This window comes from Kribbella sp. NPDC051137, assembly GCF_040682535.1.
Lineage (GTDB): Bacteria > Actinomycetota > Actinomycetes > Propionibacteriales > Kribbellaceae > Kribbella > Kribbella karoonensis.
Map to the genome: position 1 here is coordinate 147,235 of NZ_JBFBBI010000008.1, position 17,400 is coordinate 164,634.

A 17,400-nucleotide genomic window follows, 5' to 3' on the forward strand; every position below is an offset into this window, starting at 1 on the left:
GTCACCTGGGCCTCGAACCCGGTCACCTGGGCCTCGAACCCGGTCACCTGGGCCTCGAACCCGGTCACCTGGGCCTCGAACCCGGTCACCTGGGCCTCGAACCCGGTCACCTGGGCCTCGAACCCGGTCTCCTCGCGGACCTCGCGGACCTCTCGGACCACGCAGTCAGCGATGGACTCGCCAAGCTGCAACGCCCCGCGGGCGACCCAAGTACCTGAGTGGGCTCGGCGGATCACGCGAACCCGCCCTGCTTATCGGTGGCGACGGCAGACGCGGCGACAACGGACGAGTTGGGCTTCGGTGCGTTGGGGTCGTCGTAGCAGCCCCTTCGTCCCATGGCGCTAACGCTACCGGGGCGGGTTGGTCCCAGACGGCGCCGAACGATCGGCGGTAGGTCGGCTCTGCAGGGCCGTCGTACACCATTGCCACGGGGCCAGGCCGGATCCCAGTCCGTGTATCGATGGTCTGGCCTGAGCGTCTGCGGACCTCTAGAAGGGAGGTGGGTCGTGTGAGTCTGGCGAGGGTACTCGTTGGGTGACCGGGCCGCGGGCTGGTGGGACGGTGGTGTAGCGGTGGCCGGTCGGTGCAGTCAGGGTGACCGACCCGTCGGGGTGGTTGACGGTGGACCAGCCCCACGCGGGGGTGTCTTTGATGACGTGGTGGTATTCGCAGAACGGTGCGAGTCCCGCCAGAGCCGTCTCCCCGGAGCGGGCGAACGGGGTGATGTGGTCGCGGTCGCATTCGCGTGATGCGCGGTTGCAGCCCGGCCAGGCGCAGACGGGGTGCCTGGCCAGCAAGGTTTCGGTGACCAGTGCGCCCGGGTCGTGGCGGGTCGTCGAGGCTTCGAGAACTGTGCCGTTCGCCGGATCGGTGAGGAGCCGGCGCCAGGTGCCGCCGGCAGCGATTCGGCGGGCCATCTCGGCCGGGACGGGGCCGTACCCTGCGAGTTCGCACGGGTCATCGTCCACGCCGAGCAGCGTGGTGATCGGGATCAGGACCTCGATGTGAGGTCGTCGCCGGTGCTGGTCGGGGAGTCGACGGCCCAGCCAGTCGAGCCCGTTGTGCAGCATGTGCTCGAACAGATCGGCCACCACGTCGGCGCGCCGCTGCGGCGCCATCCGCTCATCCTTCACCGGCCCGGTCCGTCCCTCGAATCCATCCGGCCCAGCCGCGCTCGAGGCACCCGGCGCGCTAGAGGCACCGAGCGCGGTGGAGCAGTCGCGGGTGGTGGACGTGCTGGCCGGGGTGGAGTCTCCGGGGGCGGTGGATGTACGGGGCGAGGTGGACGTGCCGGGGGCGGTGGATGTACCGGGCGCTGTCGACGTGCCAGGGGCGTTGGACGTACTGGGCGCGGTGGACGGACCGGGTGGGGTGGGGCGTTTGGCGAGGTCGGACATGGCTTGGATGACGGTCCACATTTGCTGGATCTTGTCGGCGGTGTGGACGACCCATAGGCCGGCCATGCCGTCGGCGAGGGGGACGATTTTGCAGGTGCGGTCGCGGACGGCGTCGCGGTGGCGGTCGGTGTCTTCGTGGGTGGTGTGTTTGGCGACTTGGCGGCGTAGGGAGTTGTTGAGGTTTCGGTGGGTTTGGCCGGGGGCGCGTTTGAGGACGTGGGTTTCTACGGCTTGGGCTGCGGTGGGTGGTAGGGCGCGGGTGGCTTCGGAGATGGCGAGTGCTTTGGAGAAGGTGAGGGCGCCGCAGCGTAGGGCGGTGTGGGTGTCGGTCAGGGTGCTGGTGAGGTGGAGGGCGGTGTCGATGTGCTTGGCGGCGGTGTTGTGGGACAGGTGCAGGGCGGCGGCGATTTCGGCGGCCCAGGAGCGTTCGGGGTCGATCGGGCGGCCTGAGGTGTCGATCTGGGTGGGGCGGGGGATGTCGGCGGCTTGGGCTTTGCGTTGCCGGGCGAAGGAGGCTTGGGCGGCGGTCTTGATCGACGCGGCCCAGGCCTCCATCCGGGCGGCGGCTTTCATGGCCTCGATCAACGCGACCGGTGACTCGCACTGCGGACGGAGCTCTTCCAGTGCCGCGGCCAGTTCGGCGCCCGGGGGCAGGAACACCCAGGGCGGGGCTTGGAGGCGGAGCATCGTCCGTTCGGCATCGTCCTGGTCGACACCGGCCCATTCTTCCCAGTCCAGTTGGTCGACCCGGGACATCGGCGGGAGGTCGTCGTACAGGTCTTCCTCGGACAGGTACCGCGACGGACACGAACCGTCGACGTCGTACAGCGAGTCCAGATCGTAGGAGTCATCCGGTGGCTGTTCAGGCGGCCATAGATCTACCGGCAGCGGATCGCCCAGCGGGGCGTCGCATGGGGTGATGACCGCTGCTTTCATAGAGCTATATTAGAACATATGTTCGATTCAGCAAAATCTGCGAGGCGATGCGGTCTCGGATCGAGGGAGAGATGGCCGGAGGAGGGTGAGGCCGGCGAGGATGGGCGCCACGAGGGGCGGGTTCAACCTTGCCTCGGCAGTCGGCGGCCGGCCCGATGCTGTTGATCGTGGCCTCCCCGATTCTGTCGCGTGACGGGGCGCCCGCCTGTCCGCCGTCGTTGACGGCTGGGGCTCCGGCCTGCTGGGGTCGCCATGCTCGGGCTGCTGAGGGCGCTATCGATGGACCGGCCAACGGTTGGGGTGGCAGCCTCGTGGCTGGACCTGCACGCTCATCAAAGCCGTCGCTGGTGAAGAACTTGGATCCACGGACCGCGCAGTCCGGACTGCAGGTCAGCCCGAGCCCTACTGCGCTCGCGCTGTCACCAGGCTCGGCCACAGGCTGGTCGTCGTCGGGCGCAGTGGTGCTCGGCATCGTCGGCGGTCGGGGTCAGGGCGCCGGCGGTACGGCGTCCGGTCGGGGACGAACCTCAGCCGCTGGGCACTGGCCCGGGCATTGTTCGTGATCAGCCTCAGTTGGCCACGGTCCGCACCGTCGCTCTCGGTGACGTGAGGCCCGACAACTGGCGTCGGCGATCGGCTCGGCCGCGACGCTGAGGAGTGGACTGGGAGAGCTGTTGACGTGTGCAGCCCTACGGCCTGCGGACCTGGCGGCGGACGCGCCGGTGCAGGACGGGAGTGGCGCGGGTCAAGAGCGGTCGCCGCCCCAGACGATGCAGAACTCGTTGCCTTCTGGGTCGCGCATTACCTGCCAGAGGTTGCCGTCGTAGATGTCGTCGGCGCGGGTGGCGCCCAGGCGTAGGGCCTTGGCGATGGCTTCGTCCTTGGCTTCCGGGGGTACGTACAGGTCCAGGTGCAGGCGGTTCTTGCGGGACTGCTTGCCCTCGGGGACCTGGGCGAAGTCGAGGCGGATGCGGCCGCCGTGCAGCTCGGTCACGCCGTCGTGGTCGGGGCGCAGGTCGCCGCCGAGCAGGGCCTGCCAGAACTGGCCGAGCCCGTCCGGGTCCTCGCAGTCGAAGGCCACCGCGTCGATGACCGGGACGGGCTCCACCCGGATCAGTCCTTGATCTCGCAGATGGCGGCGCCGGCCGCTACGGTGGCGCCGACCTCGGCGGTCAGGCCGGTGACGGTACCGGACTTGTGGGCGTTCAGCGGCTGTTCCATCTTCATCGCCTCGAGGACCACGATCAGGTCGCCCTCGGTGACCGTCGCGCCTTCCTCGACGGCGATCTTCACGATCGTGCCCTGCATCGGCGACGTCAGCGAGTCACCCGATGCCGCGGAGCTCTTGGTGCCGCCCGCGCGCCGGGCCGGCTTCTTCTTGGCCCCGGCCGCGGGCGCGACGTCACCCAGACCGCCCGGCAGCACGACCTCGAGCCGTTTGCCGCCGACCTCGACGGTGACCCGCGACCGCTCCGCGTCCTCCGGCGCCTCGGCCGTCGGGCCGTCGTACGGCGTGAGCTGGTTGTCGTACTCGGTCTCGATCCACCGGGTGTGCACCTTGAATCCGTCCGTCCCGACGAAGGCCGGGTCGGACACCACCGCTGCGTGGAACGGGATCACCGTCGGCATCCCCTCGACGACGAACTCGCGCAGCGCCCGCCGGGACCGCTCCAGCGCCTGTGTCCGGTCCCGCCCGGTGACGATCAGCTTCGCGACCAGCGAGTCGAAGGCACCCGGCACGGTCTCGCCCTGGTCGTACCCGCCGTCCAGCCGTACGCCGGGACCCGACGGCGCGTGCCAGCGCAGCAACGTGCCCGGCGCCGGCAGGAACCCGCGGCCGCCGTCCTCGGCGTTGATCCGGAACTCGATCGAATGCCCGGACACCGCCGGATCGTCGTATCCCAACGGCTCGCCCTGAGCGATCCGGAACATTTCCCGGACCAGATCCAGGCCGGTGACCTCCTCGGACACCGGGTGCTCGACCTGCAGCCGGGTGTTCACCTCGAGGAACGAGATCAGCCCGTCCTGCCCGACCAGGAACTCGCACGTCCCGGCGCCGACGTACCCTGCCTCGCGCAGGATCTTCTTTGACGACGTGTAAAGGATCTCCAGCTGCTCATCCGACAGGAACGGCGCCGGCGCCTCCTCGACCAGCTTCTGGTAGCGCCGCTGCAGCGAGCAGTCCCGCGTCGACACCACCACAACGTTGCCGTGGGCATCGGCCAGGCACTGCGTCTCGACGTGCCGCGGCTTGTCCAGGTACCGCTCCACGAAGCACTCGCCGCGCCCGAACGCGCTGACCGCCTCGCGGGTCGCGGACTCGAACAGTTCGGGGATCTCCTCCATGGTCCGCGCGACCTTCATCCCGCGGCCGCCACCGCCGTACGCCGCCTTGATCGCGATCGGCAGCCCGTACTCCTCGGCGAACGCGACCACCTCGGACGCGTCCGCGACCGGGTCCGGCGTACCGGGGACCTGCGGGGCGCCGACCCGCTCGGCGATGTGCCGGGCCTTGACCTTGTCGCCGAGCGAGTCGATCGCGGACGGCGGTGGGCCGATCCAGATCAGCCCGGCGTCGATCACGGCCTGTGCGAAGTCGGCATTCTCGGCCAGGAAACCGTAGCCCGGGTGGACGGCGTCCGCGCCGGAGCGGGCCGCGACGTCCAGGATCTTGGCGATGTTCAGGTAGGAGTCGGCCGGCGTCGACCCGTCCAGTGCGTACGCCTCGTCGGCGAGCCGGACGAACAGCGCGTCCCGGTCCTGGTCGGCGTACAGCGCGACGCTGCCCAGCCCCGCGTCGGCGGCGGCCCGGACGACCCGGACGGCGATCTCGCCCCGGTTGGCGACCAGCACCTTGGTGATCTGCTTGCTGTCGGACACAGCTGACTCCCTTCGGCTGGGCCCGAGTCTAGGGTCAACCGGCCGTCCAGGAGGACAGGGTGTTGCTCACACCACGGCGGGTTGCCGCTCGAAGAATGTCTCCAGCACCACGACTGTCTGAGTGCTGGTCACACCGTCCACCTGATGGAGCGCCCGCAGGGTCGCCTGCAGGTCCTCGGTGGTTGCCGTCCGCACCTTCACCAGCACGGACGCCGGCCCCGCGATCACGTGCGCCTCCTCGACGGAGGGGATCTTCCGGAGCGCCGTCAGGGTCGGCTCGTCACCCATCCAGGCGCCGGACTCCAGCAGCACGAACGCCAGGACGCCGAGCCCGACTGCCGCCGGGTCGACGTCGACCGTCGTGCGGCGGATCACCCCGGCGGCCTTCAGTTTCCGCACCCGCTCGTGCGCGGACCCGGCCGACAGTCCGACCGCCTCGCCGAGCGCGGCGTACGACTGGCCGGCGTCTTCCTGCAGTGCGGCCAGCAGGCCGCGATCCAGATCATCTAGGGTCATTTGCATCACATACCGAATCTCGTTCTGTTCAGTTGGTCATTGGCAAGACTACATTCAGAGTATGACGATGACGATCAACCCGGCTCCGCCGCGGCTCCGGGCCGAGCTCGTGGTGCTCGACGACCGGTTCCGGACCGTCGCGGGCGACGAGTACCTCGAATGCCTGTACGACGGCGGCCGCTGGCTCGAAGGACCGGCCTACTCCGCCGCCTGGCGCTGTGTGGTCTTCAGCGACATCCCGAACGACCGGATGCTCCGCTGGGACGAGCTGTCCGGGCAGGTCAGCGTGTTCCGGCAGCCGTCCGGCTACGTCAACGGCAACACGATCGACCGCGCCGGCCGGCTGATCAGCTGCTCCCAGGGCGACCGCCGCGTCGTGCGGACGGAGTACGACGGCAGTCTGACCGTCCTCGCCGCGCACCTCGAAGGCCGCCGGCTCAACAGCCCGAACGACGTGGTCGAGCGCAGCGACGGGTCGATCTGGTTCACGGACCCGCCGTACGGCATCACCTCGAACTACGAGGGGCACGCCGCCGAGCAGGAGATCCCGGGCTGTCACGTCTACCGGATCGACCCGGACGGCACGCTGACCGTCGTCGCGGACGACTTCCTCCGGCCGAACGGACTCGCGTTCTCCAACGACGAGGCCCACTTGTACGTCGTCGACACACCTGGCAAACACATCCGTCGCTTCGACGTCACCGGGGACAAGCTGACCGGCGGCGAGGTGTTCGCTCCTTGCACGGCCGGCATGTTCGACGGGATCCGGCTGGACGGTGCCGGCCGGGTCTGGGCGGCGACGCACGAAGGCGTGCACTGTTTCGACCCGGACGGCACCCTGATCGGCAAGCTGCTGCTACCGGAGGTCGTGTCGAACCTGACGTTCGGCGGCCCGAAACGGAACCGCCTGTTCGTCACCGCGACCACGACGCTCTGGTCCTGGCTGACGAACGTTCAGCGGTAGGACTTCGAGACCGCGCCCAGGAGTCGTTCGAGCGTGTCGTACGTCGGGGTGTCCGCGACGTCGATCACGTCCTTCGCGACCGGGCCGCGAGCTGCTGCAGTTCGGGGTCGGTCGAGAGCAGTTCGCCGAGCTTGTCTCCGTTCGCGTTCAGCGAGACCAGCGTGTGCTTGGACTGCACGGGTACATCAGCACCATGCCCGGCTTGAGCTTGTGCTCCACCGCGGCCTCGACGAACTGCGCCTCGTAGATGTTGACCATCGGAGACTTGCCCATGCCGAGCGACAGGTAGTCGTCGAACGGGCCCTCGCTGGAGTTGTCGGTGTAGCCCTGGTTCACGAACAGCGGCGTGACCAGCGGCAGCACCTTCTTCTCGTCCGCCGCGCTCTGCGCCACACTGTTGTGGTTGGCAACATACGTGACGATCGAGAGGAACATCGCCGCCGAGTTCGAGGTCCGCGGGTCGGTGGTGGTGATCAGGATCCGCTTGTTCACCGGGTACGTCATGTTGCCGCGGATGTTCGTCCAGCGCCAGTTCGCCTTCGCGAGGTCGACGTACTTGCGGACGTCGAAGTACCAGGTGCCGTCGACCTTGCGGGCGATCCCGCCGGCCGAGAGCAGGTCGACGATCGGCTGGAACGTCGCGATCGCCATCGGCGACGAGAACACCGGGTACTTCGCGGCGTCGACCTTCACCTCGAACCCGTGCTCGGCGAGCGCGGCCTTGACGTCGGGATCCTCGAAGTACGCGCGCTTCTCGGACCCGATCACCCCGCTGACGGTGATCAGTCCGGAGGTCGCCCGGGCGTCGTTCCCGTCGCGTACGGCGAGCACGGTGGCGACGGTCGCCAGGACGAGAACCCCGGCGACGGCGGCCGGCAGCGCGACCGGGATCCGGCGCCGCGGAGCATCGGCGGCGACCGCCGTACCGGAGGGTGGTCCGGTCCATTTCGAGGCGCCGTCGGTCTCCGGCTCGGCCTCGGGCTTGGGGGTGAGCTCTTCCTTGACCATTCGTTCGATCAGGATCGGTACGTAGTCGCGGACCGGGTCGCCGGCGATGAGCCTGCCGGTCAGATTCTCGATCGCCTTCTCTTCATGGACGGTGTCAAGCTTCAAGAGGATTGTCTCCACGTGACGGTCACTTGAGCGGCGCCGGACCTGGAGCCCCCCTAAGCGGCGCCACGCATATCCTTCCGTCCCAGAGGCCCAACCAGGAGGAGACGTGATGACCGGAATTCTCGAGCCGTTGGCAGGCACCGCTCCGGCGGTCTGGGAGAAGCTGGACGACCGGTTCGCGGGCATCCGCGGCGACAGCCTGCTCGAACGGCTGTGGACCGGCGGCCGCTGGGTCGAGGGTCCGGTGTACTCCGCGGCCGGCCGCTACCTGCTCTGGAGCGACATCCCGAACGACCGCATCCTGCGCTGGGACGAGACGTCGTACCAGGTCTCCGTCTTCCGGCACCCGGCCGGCAACACCAACGGCCACACCCGGGACACCCAGGGCCGTCTGGTGAGCTGCGAACACGGTAACCGGCGGGTGACCCGCACCGAGCACCACGGCGGCATCACCGTGCTCGCCCACGAGTACGACGGCAAGCGCCTGAACAGCCCGAACGACGTCGTCGTCAAGCGCGACGGATCCGTCTGGTTCACGGATCCGGCGTACGGCATCGACTCCGACTACGAGGGCTACAAGGGCGAGATCGAGACCGGCGGCTGCCACGTGTACCGGGTCGCGCCGGACGGCGTCCTGACCCGCGTCGCCGACGACTTCAACCGCCCGAACGGCCTGGCCTTCTCGCTCGACGAGTCGCTGCTCTACATCACCGACTCCGAGGAGGCGACGATCCGGGTCTTCAGCGTCGACGGCGACCGGCTCTCCGGCGGCGAACTGTTCGCCGAGTGCGGCAACGGCATCTTCGACGGCATCCGCCTCGACACGGCCGGCCGGATCTGGGCGAGCGCCGCCGACGGCGTCCACATCTACCACTCCGACGGCACCCTGCTCGGCAAACTCCTGGTCCCCGAAACCGTCAGCAACCTGACCTGGGGCGGGCCGAAACGCAACCGCCTGTTCCTCACCGCGACCACCTCCGTCTACTCCCTCTTCACCACCGCCAACGGCGCCCCGGAGGCGTACGGCCCGCGGGGCTGAGCGAATTCCCTCTGGCGGGGGACCCGGATCGCCCGCAGGCGGGAGGTGCCGACCGGGCGGCGCCTGGAAACCTCGGTCCTGGTCGGTCCGCGGCAGGCGGGCCCCGATCGAGGAGTGCGAATGCGGATCCGGCGCTTGCTGGCGTGGAGTCTGGCCGCTGCGGTTCTGGTGTCGGCGGGCGCCGCCGCGCCATCAGTTGCTGACAGCAACCACAAGCGGCACGTGATGAGCGTGACCGGCGGCGGAGGCGGCACCCTCGGGCCGGAATGGGGACCGTACGCCGGTGACCCGGTGCGGTTCGAGATCGACGGAACGGCGACCGATCCGCTTCGTCCGTCGGGGACCTTTCATGTCGTGCACCGGAAACCGGACGGCCGGTTGCTGGCCGACTTCCGGGGCCGGCTCACCAGCTTGACCGCGGTCGGCGACGTCGCCGTGGTGACCGGTGTGATCGAGGCCGCGGACCATCCCGGCGTCCCGCTGGAGCTGGTCGGGAAGCCGGTCAGCCTCACGGTGTACGACGGCGGCCGCTCGGACCGGATCGGGTGGATGTGGGGCTTCTTCGGCGCACCGGTGGACCTCTTGCAGGGGACCGCGCCGGACCTCGCGCTGACCGATGGCGGCTTCGCGGTGAACCACACCCGCCGGGTGGCTCCACCAGTGGGCCCGTCGGGCACCGGGAAGGCCGTGCGGGCCGCGGTTGACGATCGCACGGTTCGGCTCGACCTCACGGCCGCGATCCCGCCCGGCGGCGGGCCGAAGGACGTCACCGGTGACTTCCGTTTCCGGGCCCCGCGCGGCGCGGCGTATGTCGAAGGAACGATCGACTGTCTCGCGCTCGGCGGTCCGGTGGCGATGGCGACCGGGGTCGTGACCGGCTCCGACGACCCGGCGAAGCTCGGCAAGCCGGTCTCGTTCTCGCTCGAGGACGGCTCGACCGACCGGGTCGGCTGGCTGTGGAGCTGGTCGGACGGCCGGACGGCGATCGCCGACTGCCGCTCGACGGTACCGTTCCACGCCGCGCGCCCGGGCAGCGTCCTGGTCAGGCCGTGAGGAAAAGGGTCGCCGCGACAGGCGGGCTGTGAGACTCTGGTCTGCTGACCTGATCCAGGGAGGACTGGTGAGCATGATTCCGGAGCATCTCCGGCAAGTGGCGGACGACGTGGTGGCCGAGGCGGCGAAGGATCCGCGGGTGCTGGCGGTGGTGGCCGGCGGATCGGTTGCCTCCGGCACCAGTGACGAGTACTCCGACCTCGATCTGGTGCTCGTGTGTACGGCGGAAGGGCAGCCGGCCTGCCTGGCCGAGGCGAAGGAGTTCGCGGCGCGGGTCGGCCCGCTGCTCTCCAGCTTCACCGGGGAGCACGTAGGAGAGCCGCGGCTGCTGATCGCGTTGTACGGCCCACCGCCGGTCCACGTGGACCTCAAGTTCGTGACACCGGACGGACTGCGGACGCGGGTCGAGGACGGCGTGGTGCTGTGGCAGCGTGACGACACCGTCGACAAGGTGCGTGCGGACTCGGAGGCCTCGTGGCCGCCGCCGGATCCGCAGTGGATCGAGGACCGCTTCTGGGTGTGGGTGCACTACGCGGCGGTGAAGATCGCCCGCGGTGAGTTGTTCGAGGCGATCGAGGTCCTCGGCGCGCTGCGGTCGGCCGCGATCGCTCCGCTCGCCACTCTGGGACGTACGGCGCGACCGGCCGGCGTACGACGACTCGAGACGCTCGCGCCCGAACTCCTGCCACAGTTGCGGGCCACGATCGCGACCGCCGACGCCGACGACTGCCGGCGGGCGTTGCGGGCGGCGGTCGACGTCTACCGCACGGTCCGTGAGGGCGTGCCGATGGTACGCCGGACCGCCGCCGAGGAGGCTGTTGTCGCGTTCCTCAGAGCTTCTTGAGCTGGTCGATGGCGGTGAAGACCGCGAGGAATCCGAAGGCCAGGAACGAGAAGAGCAGGACCGCGGTCCGCGAGGTCGTGATGCGGATGGCCTCGGGGAGGGCTCTCGAGTTCATCCACCAGAGCAGGCCGGAGTAGATGAACATCATGGTGCCCGCGGTGCAGGCCGAGATGACCAGCAGGACCAGCGGCTGGGTGAGGCCGGCCAGCAGCACGATGATGCCGAAGGCAACGAGTCCCCAGACCAGCCAGAAGTAGAGCTTGGACTCGGTGACCTTCGACGTCCGCAGGTACCTGGCCTTGATCATGTCCGAGGTGAGCCGGGACGTGTAGTCGACGATCCCGGCCGCCGCGGCGAACAGCGAGAACGCGCCGACCGCCCAGAACAGGTACCCGAACCAGCCGCCGACGATCGTCTGCAGCGTCGTCCCCTCGATCTTCAGGAAGCTGATGCTGTTCTGCACACCGTCGTTGCCGTACAGCGTGGCGTGCGCGAGCATCGAGGTGAACGCGATCGTCAGCACGGTGATCGCGACGAAGGTCGCGGCCTGCTCGATGTTCGCGAACCGCCACCAGCGCCGCCAGCGCGCGAGGTTCGCGTCGTCGGGCGGGAACGTGTAGCCGTTGGCGGTCGGGTCGGCCTCGGACTCACCGGTCACCGGTGAGGTCAGCCGCGGGACGTGCACGCCCATCCCGAAACCCTTGTCGCGGATCCAGTTGCTCTGCACGAGGTTCTGCCCGCCGCCGGCTCCGGCGTACGCGATCGCGCCCATCACCAGCGCGAACCCGAGCTGCTCGGCCGGGAACTGCGGCTGGGTGACCGCGTGCCCGAGCGCGCTGTAGGTCTTCCCGCGGATCGCGAACACCAGCGCGAGGACGACGAGCAGTGCGACGGCCGCGATCTTGACCGCGATCAGCCGCTCGAGCATCACGTAGACGACCGGCGCGAAGGTCAGGATCGCGCCGATCACCAGCAGCATCACGATCGCGATCCAGCGCGGATCGCCGCCGCCGAACAGGTACGTGAGCATGCTTGCGGAGCTGGTCGCCCAGCCGGGCCAGAGGTTCGCGAAGTACGTCATGATCGCGAAGAACAGGCCCCAGTGCTTCCCGTACCGGTTGAAGCCGGTCAACGCGGTCTCACCAGTTGCCAGCGTGTACCGCTCGATCTCCATGTTCAGGAACCACTGCACGACAACCCCGACGACGGCGCCCCAGAGGAACACCAGGCCGACCTGGCTGGAGATGTACGGCCAGAGGATGAACTCGCCGGACGCCAGCCCGACGCCGGCGCCGACCATGCCGGGGCCGATGATCTTCCAGGTGCTCGCGGGCGGTTCGGGAAGGTCGCGGACCTGCGGTGCGGGCAGGTTCTTGGTCGGTAGCGCGAAGTGTCCGTGGTCGGTGGGTGCGGTGTCCGTCATCAGGCTCCCTCACTCTGTCGACCCCCTGCTCGGGAGGGTAACGTATACAGTCGACAACGGCGACCCGGTGCGTGTCCAATGGCAGACTGGCGCGTATGGGTGGGGTAACAGTACTGACCGCGTCGTACGCCGGGGCCGCGAGCGCGCCGGCGTACGCCCGGCTGGCGGAGCTGGCCGCCGAGCTGGCGGGGGAGCAGCTGGTACGGCGGGACGCGGCGTGGCCGGTGGTCGGGTACGAGGACGTGCGTACGGCGATCGCGGCCGCGGAGGCGCTCCGCTCGTCGGCGTCCCGGGGGCCCGCGGGTGAACTGCTGCGGATCGCGCTGCACAGCGCGCCGACCGCGGTCCAGGCGACGCGGCATGCCGAACACCTACTGGCGATCGCGAACCCCGGCCAAACGTTGCTGACAGCAACGACTGCCGCACTGTCGGATGCCGCGGGCATCACTGATCTCGGAGTGCACCGGTTGCGGGATCTCGGATCGGCGGAGCGGATCTTCGAGCTCACGTCCACCGCGCAGCCGTTGCGTTCGCTGGACCTCGTGCCCAACAACCTTCCGGTGATGTTCACCAGCTTCGTCGGGCGTACGACGCAGGTTGCCGCACTGCGTACGCAGCTCGCCGGGAGCCGGCTCGTCACTCTGACCGGTCCGGGTGGCAGTGGGAAGACCCGCCTGGCCGCTCAGACCGCCGCGCAGTTGGCAGAGCGGTGGACGGACGGCGTGTGGTGGGTCGACCTGTCGGCGATCACCGACAGCACACAGATCCCCGAGGCAGTCGCGGCAGCTGTGGGTCTGCTGGTCGAGCCGGGCGATCGCCTCCTGATCGGACAACTGCGGCACAAGCAGGTTCTGATCTGCCTCGACAACTGTGAGCAGATCATCGACGGGGTCGCCGAGTTCGTCACCGCGCTGCAGATCGGCTGTCCCGAGGTCACCGTCCTCGCCACCAGCCGCGAACCCCTCGACCTCCCCGGCGAAGCTGTTTGGCGAGTCCCCGCCCTCTCGCCCGACGAAGCTCGAACCCTCTTTCTCGAGCGCTCCGGCACGCCGGCGGACGGAGTGGAGGCCGAGCGGGCCGTGCGGGCGATCTGCCAACGCTTGGACGGGATTCCGCTGGCCTTGGAGCTGGCGGCCGCCTGGGGCCGTACGTTGACGCCGACGCAGATCGAAGCGGGACTGGAGGACCGGTTCGGCCTGTTGACGAAGAATGTGCGCGGAGTCGCGGCGCGGCAGCGGACGCTGGCGGCGTCGATCGACTGGAGCTACGACCTGCTGGACGACGACGAGCGGCGGGCGTTCCGGCGGCTGGCCGTGTTCGCGGGCGGGTTCACGCTCGAAGCCGCGGCGACCGTGAGCGGCGCCGTACCGGTTGTGCTCGCGCGGCTTGTCGACAAATCGCTCGTCGTCGCGGAGAATGGGCGGTACCGGCTGCTGGAGACGATCCGCGAGTACGTCGCCGCCCGCCTGACCGACGACGACGTCCGCGATCGGCATCTCGACCACTACCTGCAGGTCGCCGAGGCCGCGGAACCCTTGCTGGACAGCGATCGGGACGCCTGGCGCGCGCTGATCGAGCCCGACCGGGAGAACTTCCGTACGGCACTCGACCACGGCCTCGCCGCCGATGACCCGGACCGCGGCCGGCGGCTCGCCGCGGCGCTCCGCTGGCTGTGGAACCTGCAGGCCACCGGCACCGAGGGCATCGGCTACCTGCGCCGCGCGATCGAGCGCGCCCCGGACGACCGAACGTTGCTGCAGGCCCGCTTGTTCTACGGTTACGCGACCGTCGCCGACACCGTCGACCCGTTCGGGTACGACGCCGCCGGGCGTGGGCTCGACCTCGCCACGGAGCTGGGCGACGACCGGCTGCGCTCGCTGTTCCTCGCGATGGTTGCCGTCGGGGAGTTCTTCACCGACCTGCAGAAGGCCTGGGATCTGACGGTCGAGGGTGTGCGGTTGGCCGACGGGATCGGCAACGAGCACGCCCGGAACGCGAACGTCGGCCTGCAGTGCGTCCTGCTCGCGCTGTGGGACCGCCACGACGACCTCCGTCCGTTGCTGGACCGCGCGGCCGCGGGTCTGGTCACCAGCGGCGAGCGCGGGATCGCGTCGACCGTCCTCACCACCTGGTCCGAGAGCCTGATGTCCACCGGCGAACCGCGCAAGGCCGTCGAACTCGCCGAACGCGCCCTCGCCGCGGCCGAACCGCTCGCCGACTTCCACCGCGTCGGCTCGGCCCGCGCACAGCTGGCCTCGGTACTGGTGCGTACCGGCCAGGCCGACGAGGCCCGCGCGTTGATGCGACCGCTGCTCGAGCTGGCCGAGACCGCGGGGTCCGTCGTACCGAATCTCGGTCAGGCGATGAGTGTGATCTCGCTCTGGACCGGCGAGTACGACGCTGCCGTCGAATGGCTGGCCCGTGACGCCGCGCCGGACAGTCCGCTGGCCGGCACCTTCGCGCCTGCGATGCTGCTGCCGACTGTCGCCGCAGCCAAGCGTGCGCTCGGGCGGGATGCGACCGAGCTGCTCGAACGCGCCGCCGGCCTCGCCCGCGCTCACAAGCTTCCGCGGCCGCTTTCCGACGTGCTGGACCAGCTCGGCCGGGACGCGATCGCCGAGCAACCCGACAAGGCTGCCGAGCTCCTGCACGAGGCGCTGACGATCCGCGTCGACCACGGTCTGCGGACGTACCTCATCGACAGCCTGGAATCCCTTGCCCTGCTGGCGAATCACACCAACCGGCCGGCGGACGCGGCCCGCTTGGCGCGCGCGGCGGCGAACGCCCGCGAGGACATCGGCCTCGGCGTACCGGCAGATCATCCCGAGCTACCGCTGTCCGGAGAACCGGCGCTCACCCTGGACGAAGCCGTCGCCTACGCCCGCCGTACCCGAGGGGCCCGTGGCCGCCCGTCATCGGGCTGGGCCAGCCTCACCCCGACCGAGGAACAGGTCGTGGCGCTGGCGGTCGAAGGCCTCAGCAACCCCGAGATCGGCGAACGCCTGTTCATGAGCCGCGGCACGGTCAAGACCCACCTCGCCCACGTCTACACCAAACTGGGCGTCGCCAACCGCACCGAACTGGCGTCCCTCAAGAAGGCCTAGGACGCCAGTTTGCTGGGCCACCAGACCTTCTTGCCAATGTCGTGGGCCAGCGACGGGACGAGCAGCGAGCGTACGACGGTGGTGTCGAGGAGTACGCCGAACGCGACCATGAACGCGATCTGCACGAGGAACAGGATCGGGAGCACCGCCAGCGCCGAGAACGTCGCCGCGAGCACCACGCCCGCGGAGGTGATCACGCCGCCGGTGACGGCGAGCCCGACCAGGATGCCCGGTCTGGTGCCCTGTTCCTGGGACTCCTCGCGGACCCGGGTCATCAGGAAGATCGAGTAGTCGATGCCCAGGGCAACCAGGAACACGAACGCGTACAACGGGATCCCCGGATCCGCGCCCGGGAACTTGAACACGTGGTTGAACATCAGCGCGCTGACCCCCACCGTGGCGCCGAACGACAACACGTTCGCGATCACCAGCAGGATCGCCGCGACCAGCGAGCGGAGCAGCAGCATCAGTACGACGAAGATCACCGCGAGGATCGTCGGGATGATCACCTTCAGGTCCCGCTGCGCCGCGTCCAGCACGTCCAGGTTGATCGCGGTGTTGCCGCCGACCAGGATCTCCGGGCTGATCGAGTCCAGGTCCGCCCGCAGGTGCTTCACCACCTTGGTCGCGTCCGGCGAGTCGGCCGGCAGCTTCAGCGTGGCCTGGACGAGCACCTTCCCGTCGACCACCTTCGGCGGTACGCCGGGAGCGACCGAGGCGGAGGCGGCGCCGACCCCGTCGACCTTGAGCGCGGCCTGTACGACCTGATCCGCCTTCGCCACCGGGGTCAGGATCTCGACCGGCGTACCCGCGCCGGCGTCGAAGTGCTTGGCGAGCTGCTCCTGGCCGGTGACCGACTCGACCTTGTTGAGGAAGAGGTCCTCCTGCGACGTACCGCTGGCCTTGAAGGTCGGCAGGAACGCCGCGCAGGCCAGCAGGGCCAGCGCGCTGATCGCCCAGACCCGCCGCGACCGCCGCCCGACCAGCCCGGACACCCGGCCCCAGAGCCGGCGCCCGCCGACCTGGTCGCGGGTGTGCACGTGGTCGACGTGCGGGATCGACGGCCAGAAGATCCGCCGCCCGAACGCGAGCAGGATCGCGGGCAGGAACGTCATCGCCGCGATCAGCGCGCCGGCGATCCCGAGCGCACCGACCGGGCCGAGACCCTTGGTACTGCCGAGCCGGGAGAGCAGCAGGCAGAGCAGCCCGAGGATGACGGTCGCCGCGCTGGCCGCGATCGGCTCGATCGCCGCCCGCCACGCCACCCGCATCGCCTGGAACTTGCTCTCGTAGTCGTGCAGTTCCTCTTTGTAACGGGAGACCAGCAGCAGCGCGTAGTCCGTCGACGCGCCGACGACCAGGATGAACAGGATGCCCTGACTCTGCCCGTTCAGCTGCAGCACGCCGTGCTTCGCCAGCGGGTACACGACCGAGGCAGCGAGGGCGAGCCCGAACACGGCCGTCAGCAGGACCGCGATCGGCAGGATCGGGCTCCGGTACACGATCAGCAGGATCACGAACACGACCGCGAGCGCGACGCCGAGCAGGATGCCGTCGATCCCGCTGAACGCGACCACGAAGTCCGCGAACACCCCGCCGGGACCGGTGACGTACACCTGCAGCCCGGCCGGGGTGAGGTTGTCCGCGATGTCGGCGCGGAGCGCCTTGGCCACGGCGTACAGCACGGTCTCGCCCTGGCCGACGACCTCGTCGGCGCGGTCGCTGTCGATCTGCACGGTGAGCAGCAGGGCCTTGTGGTCGTCGGACGGTCGTGGGGTCCCGACCGGCGCGACCAGGTAGTCGGCGAGCTTCTTGCCGTCCCCGAGGTCGAGCGCCGGGACGCCGGCCACGAAGGCGGCGACCTTCGCCTGGTCGGCAGCGCTGATCGGGTCGTCGCGTTCGATCAGGACGAAGTACGGGAGTGCCTTGGAGTCGACGAATCTGGCCGCCTCGTTCGCGACCAGGGTGGACTCGGCCTTCTTCGGGAGGAAGTTGGCGTTGTCGTTCTGCTGGACCTCGCTGAGCTTGCCGACGGCCGGGCCGCCGACGGCGCCCAGCACGAGCCAGACGATCAGTACGGCGGCGATCCCCGCCCTCCACATCCACCGCTGCTTCACAACCGGCACAGTAC

13 protein-coding genes are annotated in these 17,400 nt (G+C 69.5%); 5 read left to right on the plus strand and 8 right to left on the minus strand.

Annotation, left to right across the window (positions count from 1 at the left end; translation table 11 throughout):
- The 5 genes from AB0M51_RS38765 to AB0M51_RS38785 form a co-directional block, all read right to left on the minus strand.
- Positions 1-236 (minus strand): DUF1720 domain-containing protein (locus AB0M51_RS38765; protein ID WP_363753597.1); only part of this gene is annotated, 236 nt, incomplete at its 3' end.
- 252 nt (positions 237-488) lie between these two features.
- The gene (locus AB0M51_RS38770; protein ID WP_363753600.1) at positions 489-2,333 is read right to left on the minus strand and encodes a DUF222 domain-containing protein; all 1,845 of its coding nucleotides are present in this window, start codon (positions 2,331-2,333) and stop codon (positions 489-491) included.
- 745 nt (positions 2,334-3,078) lie between these two features.
- Positions 3,079-3,441 carry a VOC family protein gene (locus AB0M51_RS38775; protein WP_344199177.1) on the minus strand — a complete coding sequence of 121 codons (363 nt, stop codon included), beginning with the start codon at positions 3,439-3,441 and terminating at the stop codon, positions 3,079-3,081.
- Positions 3,442-3,446: 5 nt separating this feature from the next.
- The gene (locus AB0M51_RS38780; RefSeq protein ID WP_344199175.1) at positions 3,447-5,213 is read right to left on the minus strand and encodes a biotin carboxylase N-terminal domain-containing protein; all 1,767 of its coding nucleotides are present in this window, start codon (positions 5,211-5,213) and stop codon (positions 3,447-3,449) included.
- A 66-nt stretch (positions 5,214-5,279) separates the two neighbouring features.
- Positions 5,280-5,729, minus strand: a complete 450-nt coding sequence (locus tag AB0M51_RS38785; RefSeq protein ID WP_344199173.1) for an Lrp/AsnC family transcriptional regulator — start codon at positions 5,727-5,729, stop codon at positions 5,280-5,282.
- A 61-nt stretch (positions 5,730-5,790) separates the two neighbouring features.
- Between AB0M51_RS38785 and AB0M51_RS38790 the strand changes: the two genes are divergently transcribed.
- Positions 5,791-6,693, plus strand: coding sequence for an SMP-30/gluconolactonase/LRE family protein (locus AB0M51_RS38790; protein WP_344199170.1), 903 nt, complete (start codon positions 5,791-5,793; stop codon positions 6,691-6,693).
- Between the two features lie 147 nt (positions 6,694-6,840).
- Here AB0M51_RS38790 and AB0M51_RS38795 read toward each other — a convergent pair whose 3' ends face one another.
- Positions 6,841-7,806, minus strand: coding sequence for a hypothetical protein (locus AB0M51_RS38795; protein ID WP_344199167.1), 966 nt, complete (start codon positions 7,804-7,806; stop codon positions 6,841-6,843).
- A 109-nt stretch (positions 7,807-7,915) separates the two neighbouring features.
- Here AB0M51_RS38795 and AB0M51_RS38800 point away from each other — a divergent pair, with 109 nt between their 5' ends.
- From AB0M51_RS38800 to AB0M51_RS38810, 3 genes are all read left to right on the plus strand, one after another.
- Complete coding sequence (locus AB0M51_RS38800) at positions 7,916-8,845, plus strand: SMP-30/gluconolactonase/LRE family protein (RefSeq protein ID WP_344199164.1); 930 nt, start codon at positions 7,916-7,918, stop codon at positions 8,843-8,845.
- Positions 8,846-8,965: 120 nt separating this feature from the next.
- Positions 8,966-9,898, plus strand: a complete 933-nt coding sequence (locus tag AB0M51_RS38805; protein ID WP_344199162.1) for a hypothetical protein — start codon at positions 8,966-8,968, stop codon at positions 9,896-9,898.
- 67 nt (positions 9,899-9,965) lie between these two features.
- A complete protein-coding gene (locus tag AB0M51_RS38810) occupies positions 9,966-10,742 on the plus strand; it encodes a hypothetical protein (protein WP_344199159.1) in 777 nt (258 codons plus the stop codon).
- Here the strand turns inward: AB0M51_RS38810 and AB0M51_RS38815 are convergent.
- A complete protein-coding gene (locus AB0M51_RS38815; RefSeq protein WP_344199157.1) occupies positions 10,729-12,165 on the minus strand; it encodes an Nramp family divalent metal transporter in 1,437 nt (478 codons plus the stop codon). The genes AB0M51_RS38810 and AB0M51_RS38815 overlap by 14 nt on opposite strands.
- 95 nt (positions 12,166-12,260) lie before the next feature.
- Between AB0M51_RS38815 and AB0M51_RS38820 the strand changes: the two genes are divergently transcribed.
- Entirely contained in the window at positions 12,261-15,269 is a 3,009-nt protein-coding gene (locus tag AB0M51_RS38820; protein WP_344199154.1) for a LuxR C-terminal-related transcriptional regulator, read from the plus strand.
- Here the strand turns inward: AB0M51_RS38820 and AB0M51_RS38825 are convergent.
- The gene (locus AB0M51_RS38825; RefSeq protein ID WP_344199151.1) at positions 15,266-17,386 is read right to left on the minus strand and encodes an MMPL family transporter; all 2,121 of its coding nucleotides are present in this window, start codon (positions 17,384-17,386) and stop codon (positions 15,266-15,268) included. The two genes, AB0M51_RS38820 and AB0M51_RS38825, sit on opposite strands and share 4 nt — an antisense overlap.
- Between the last annotated feature and the right edge of the window lie 14 nt (positions 17,387-17,400).

Bases quoted from the DNA above. Each gene is read 5' to 3' on its own strand.
- AB0M51_RS38770 (WP_363753600.1), bottom strand. From the start codon at position 2,333: ATGAAAGCAGCGGTCATCACCCCATGCGACGCCCCGCTGGGCGATCCG.
- AB0M51_RS38785 (WP_344199173.1), bottom strand. From the start codon at position 5,729: ATGACCCTAGATGATCTGGATCGCGGCCTGCTGGCCGCACTGCAGGAA.
- AB0M51_RS38790 (WP_344199170.1), top strand. From the start codon at position 5,791: ATGACGATGACGATCAACCCGGCTCCGCCGCGGCTCCGGGCCGAGCTC.
- AB0M51_RS38800 (WP_344199164.1), top strand. From the start codon at position 7,916: ATGACCGGAATTCTCGAGCCGTTGGCAGGCACCGCTCCGGCGGTCTGG.
- AB0M51_RS38805 (WP_344199162.1), top strand. From the start codon at position 8,966: ATGCGGATCCGGCGCTTGCTGGCGTGGAGTCTGGCCGCTGCGGTTCTG.
- AB0M51_RS38815 (WP_344199157.1), bottom strand. From the start codon at position 12,165: ATGACGGACACCGCACCCACCGACCACGGACACTTCGCGCTACCGACC.
- AB0M51_RS38820 (WP_344199154.1), top strand. From the start codon at position 12,261: ATGGGTGGGGTAACAGTACTGACCGCGTCGTACGCCGGGGCCGCGAGC.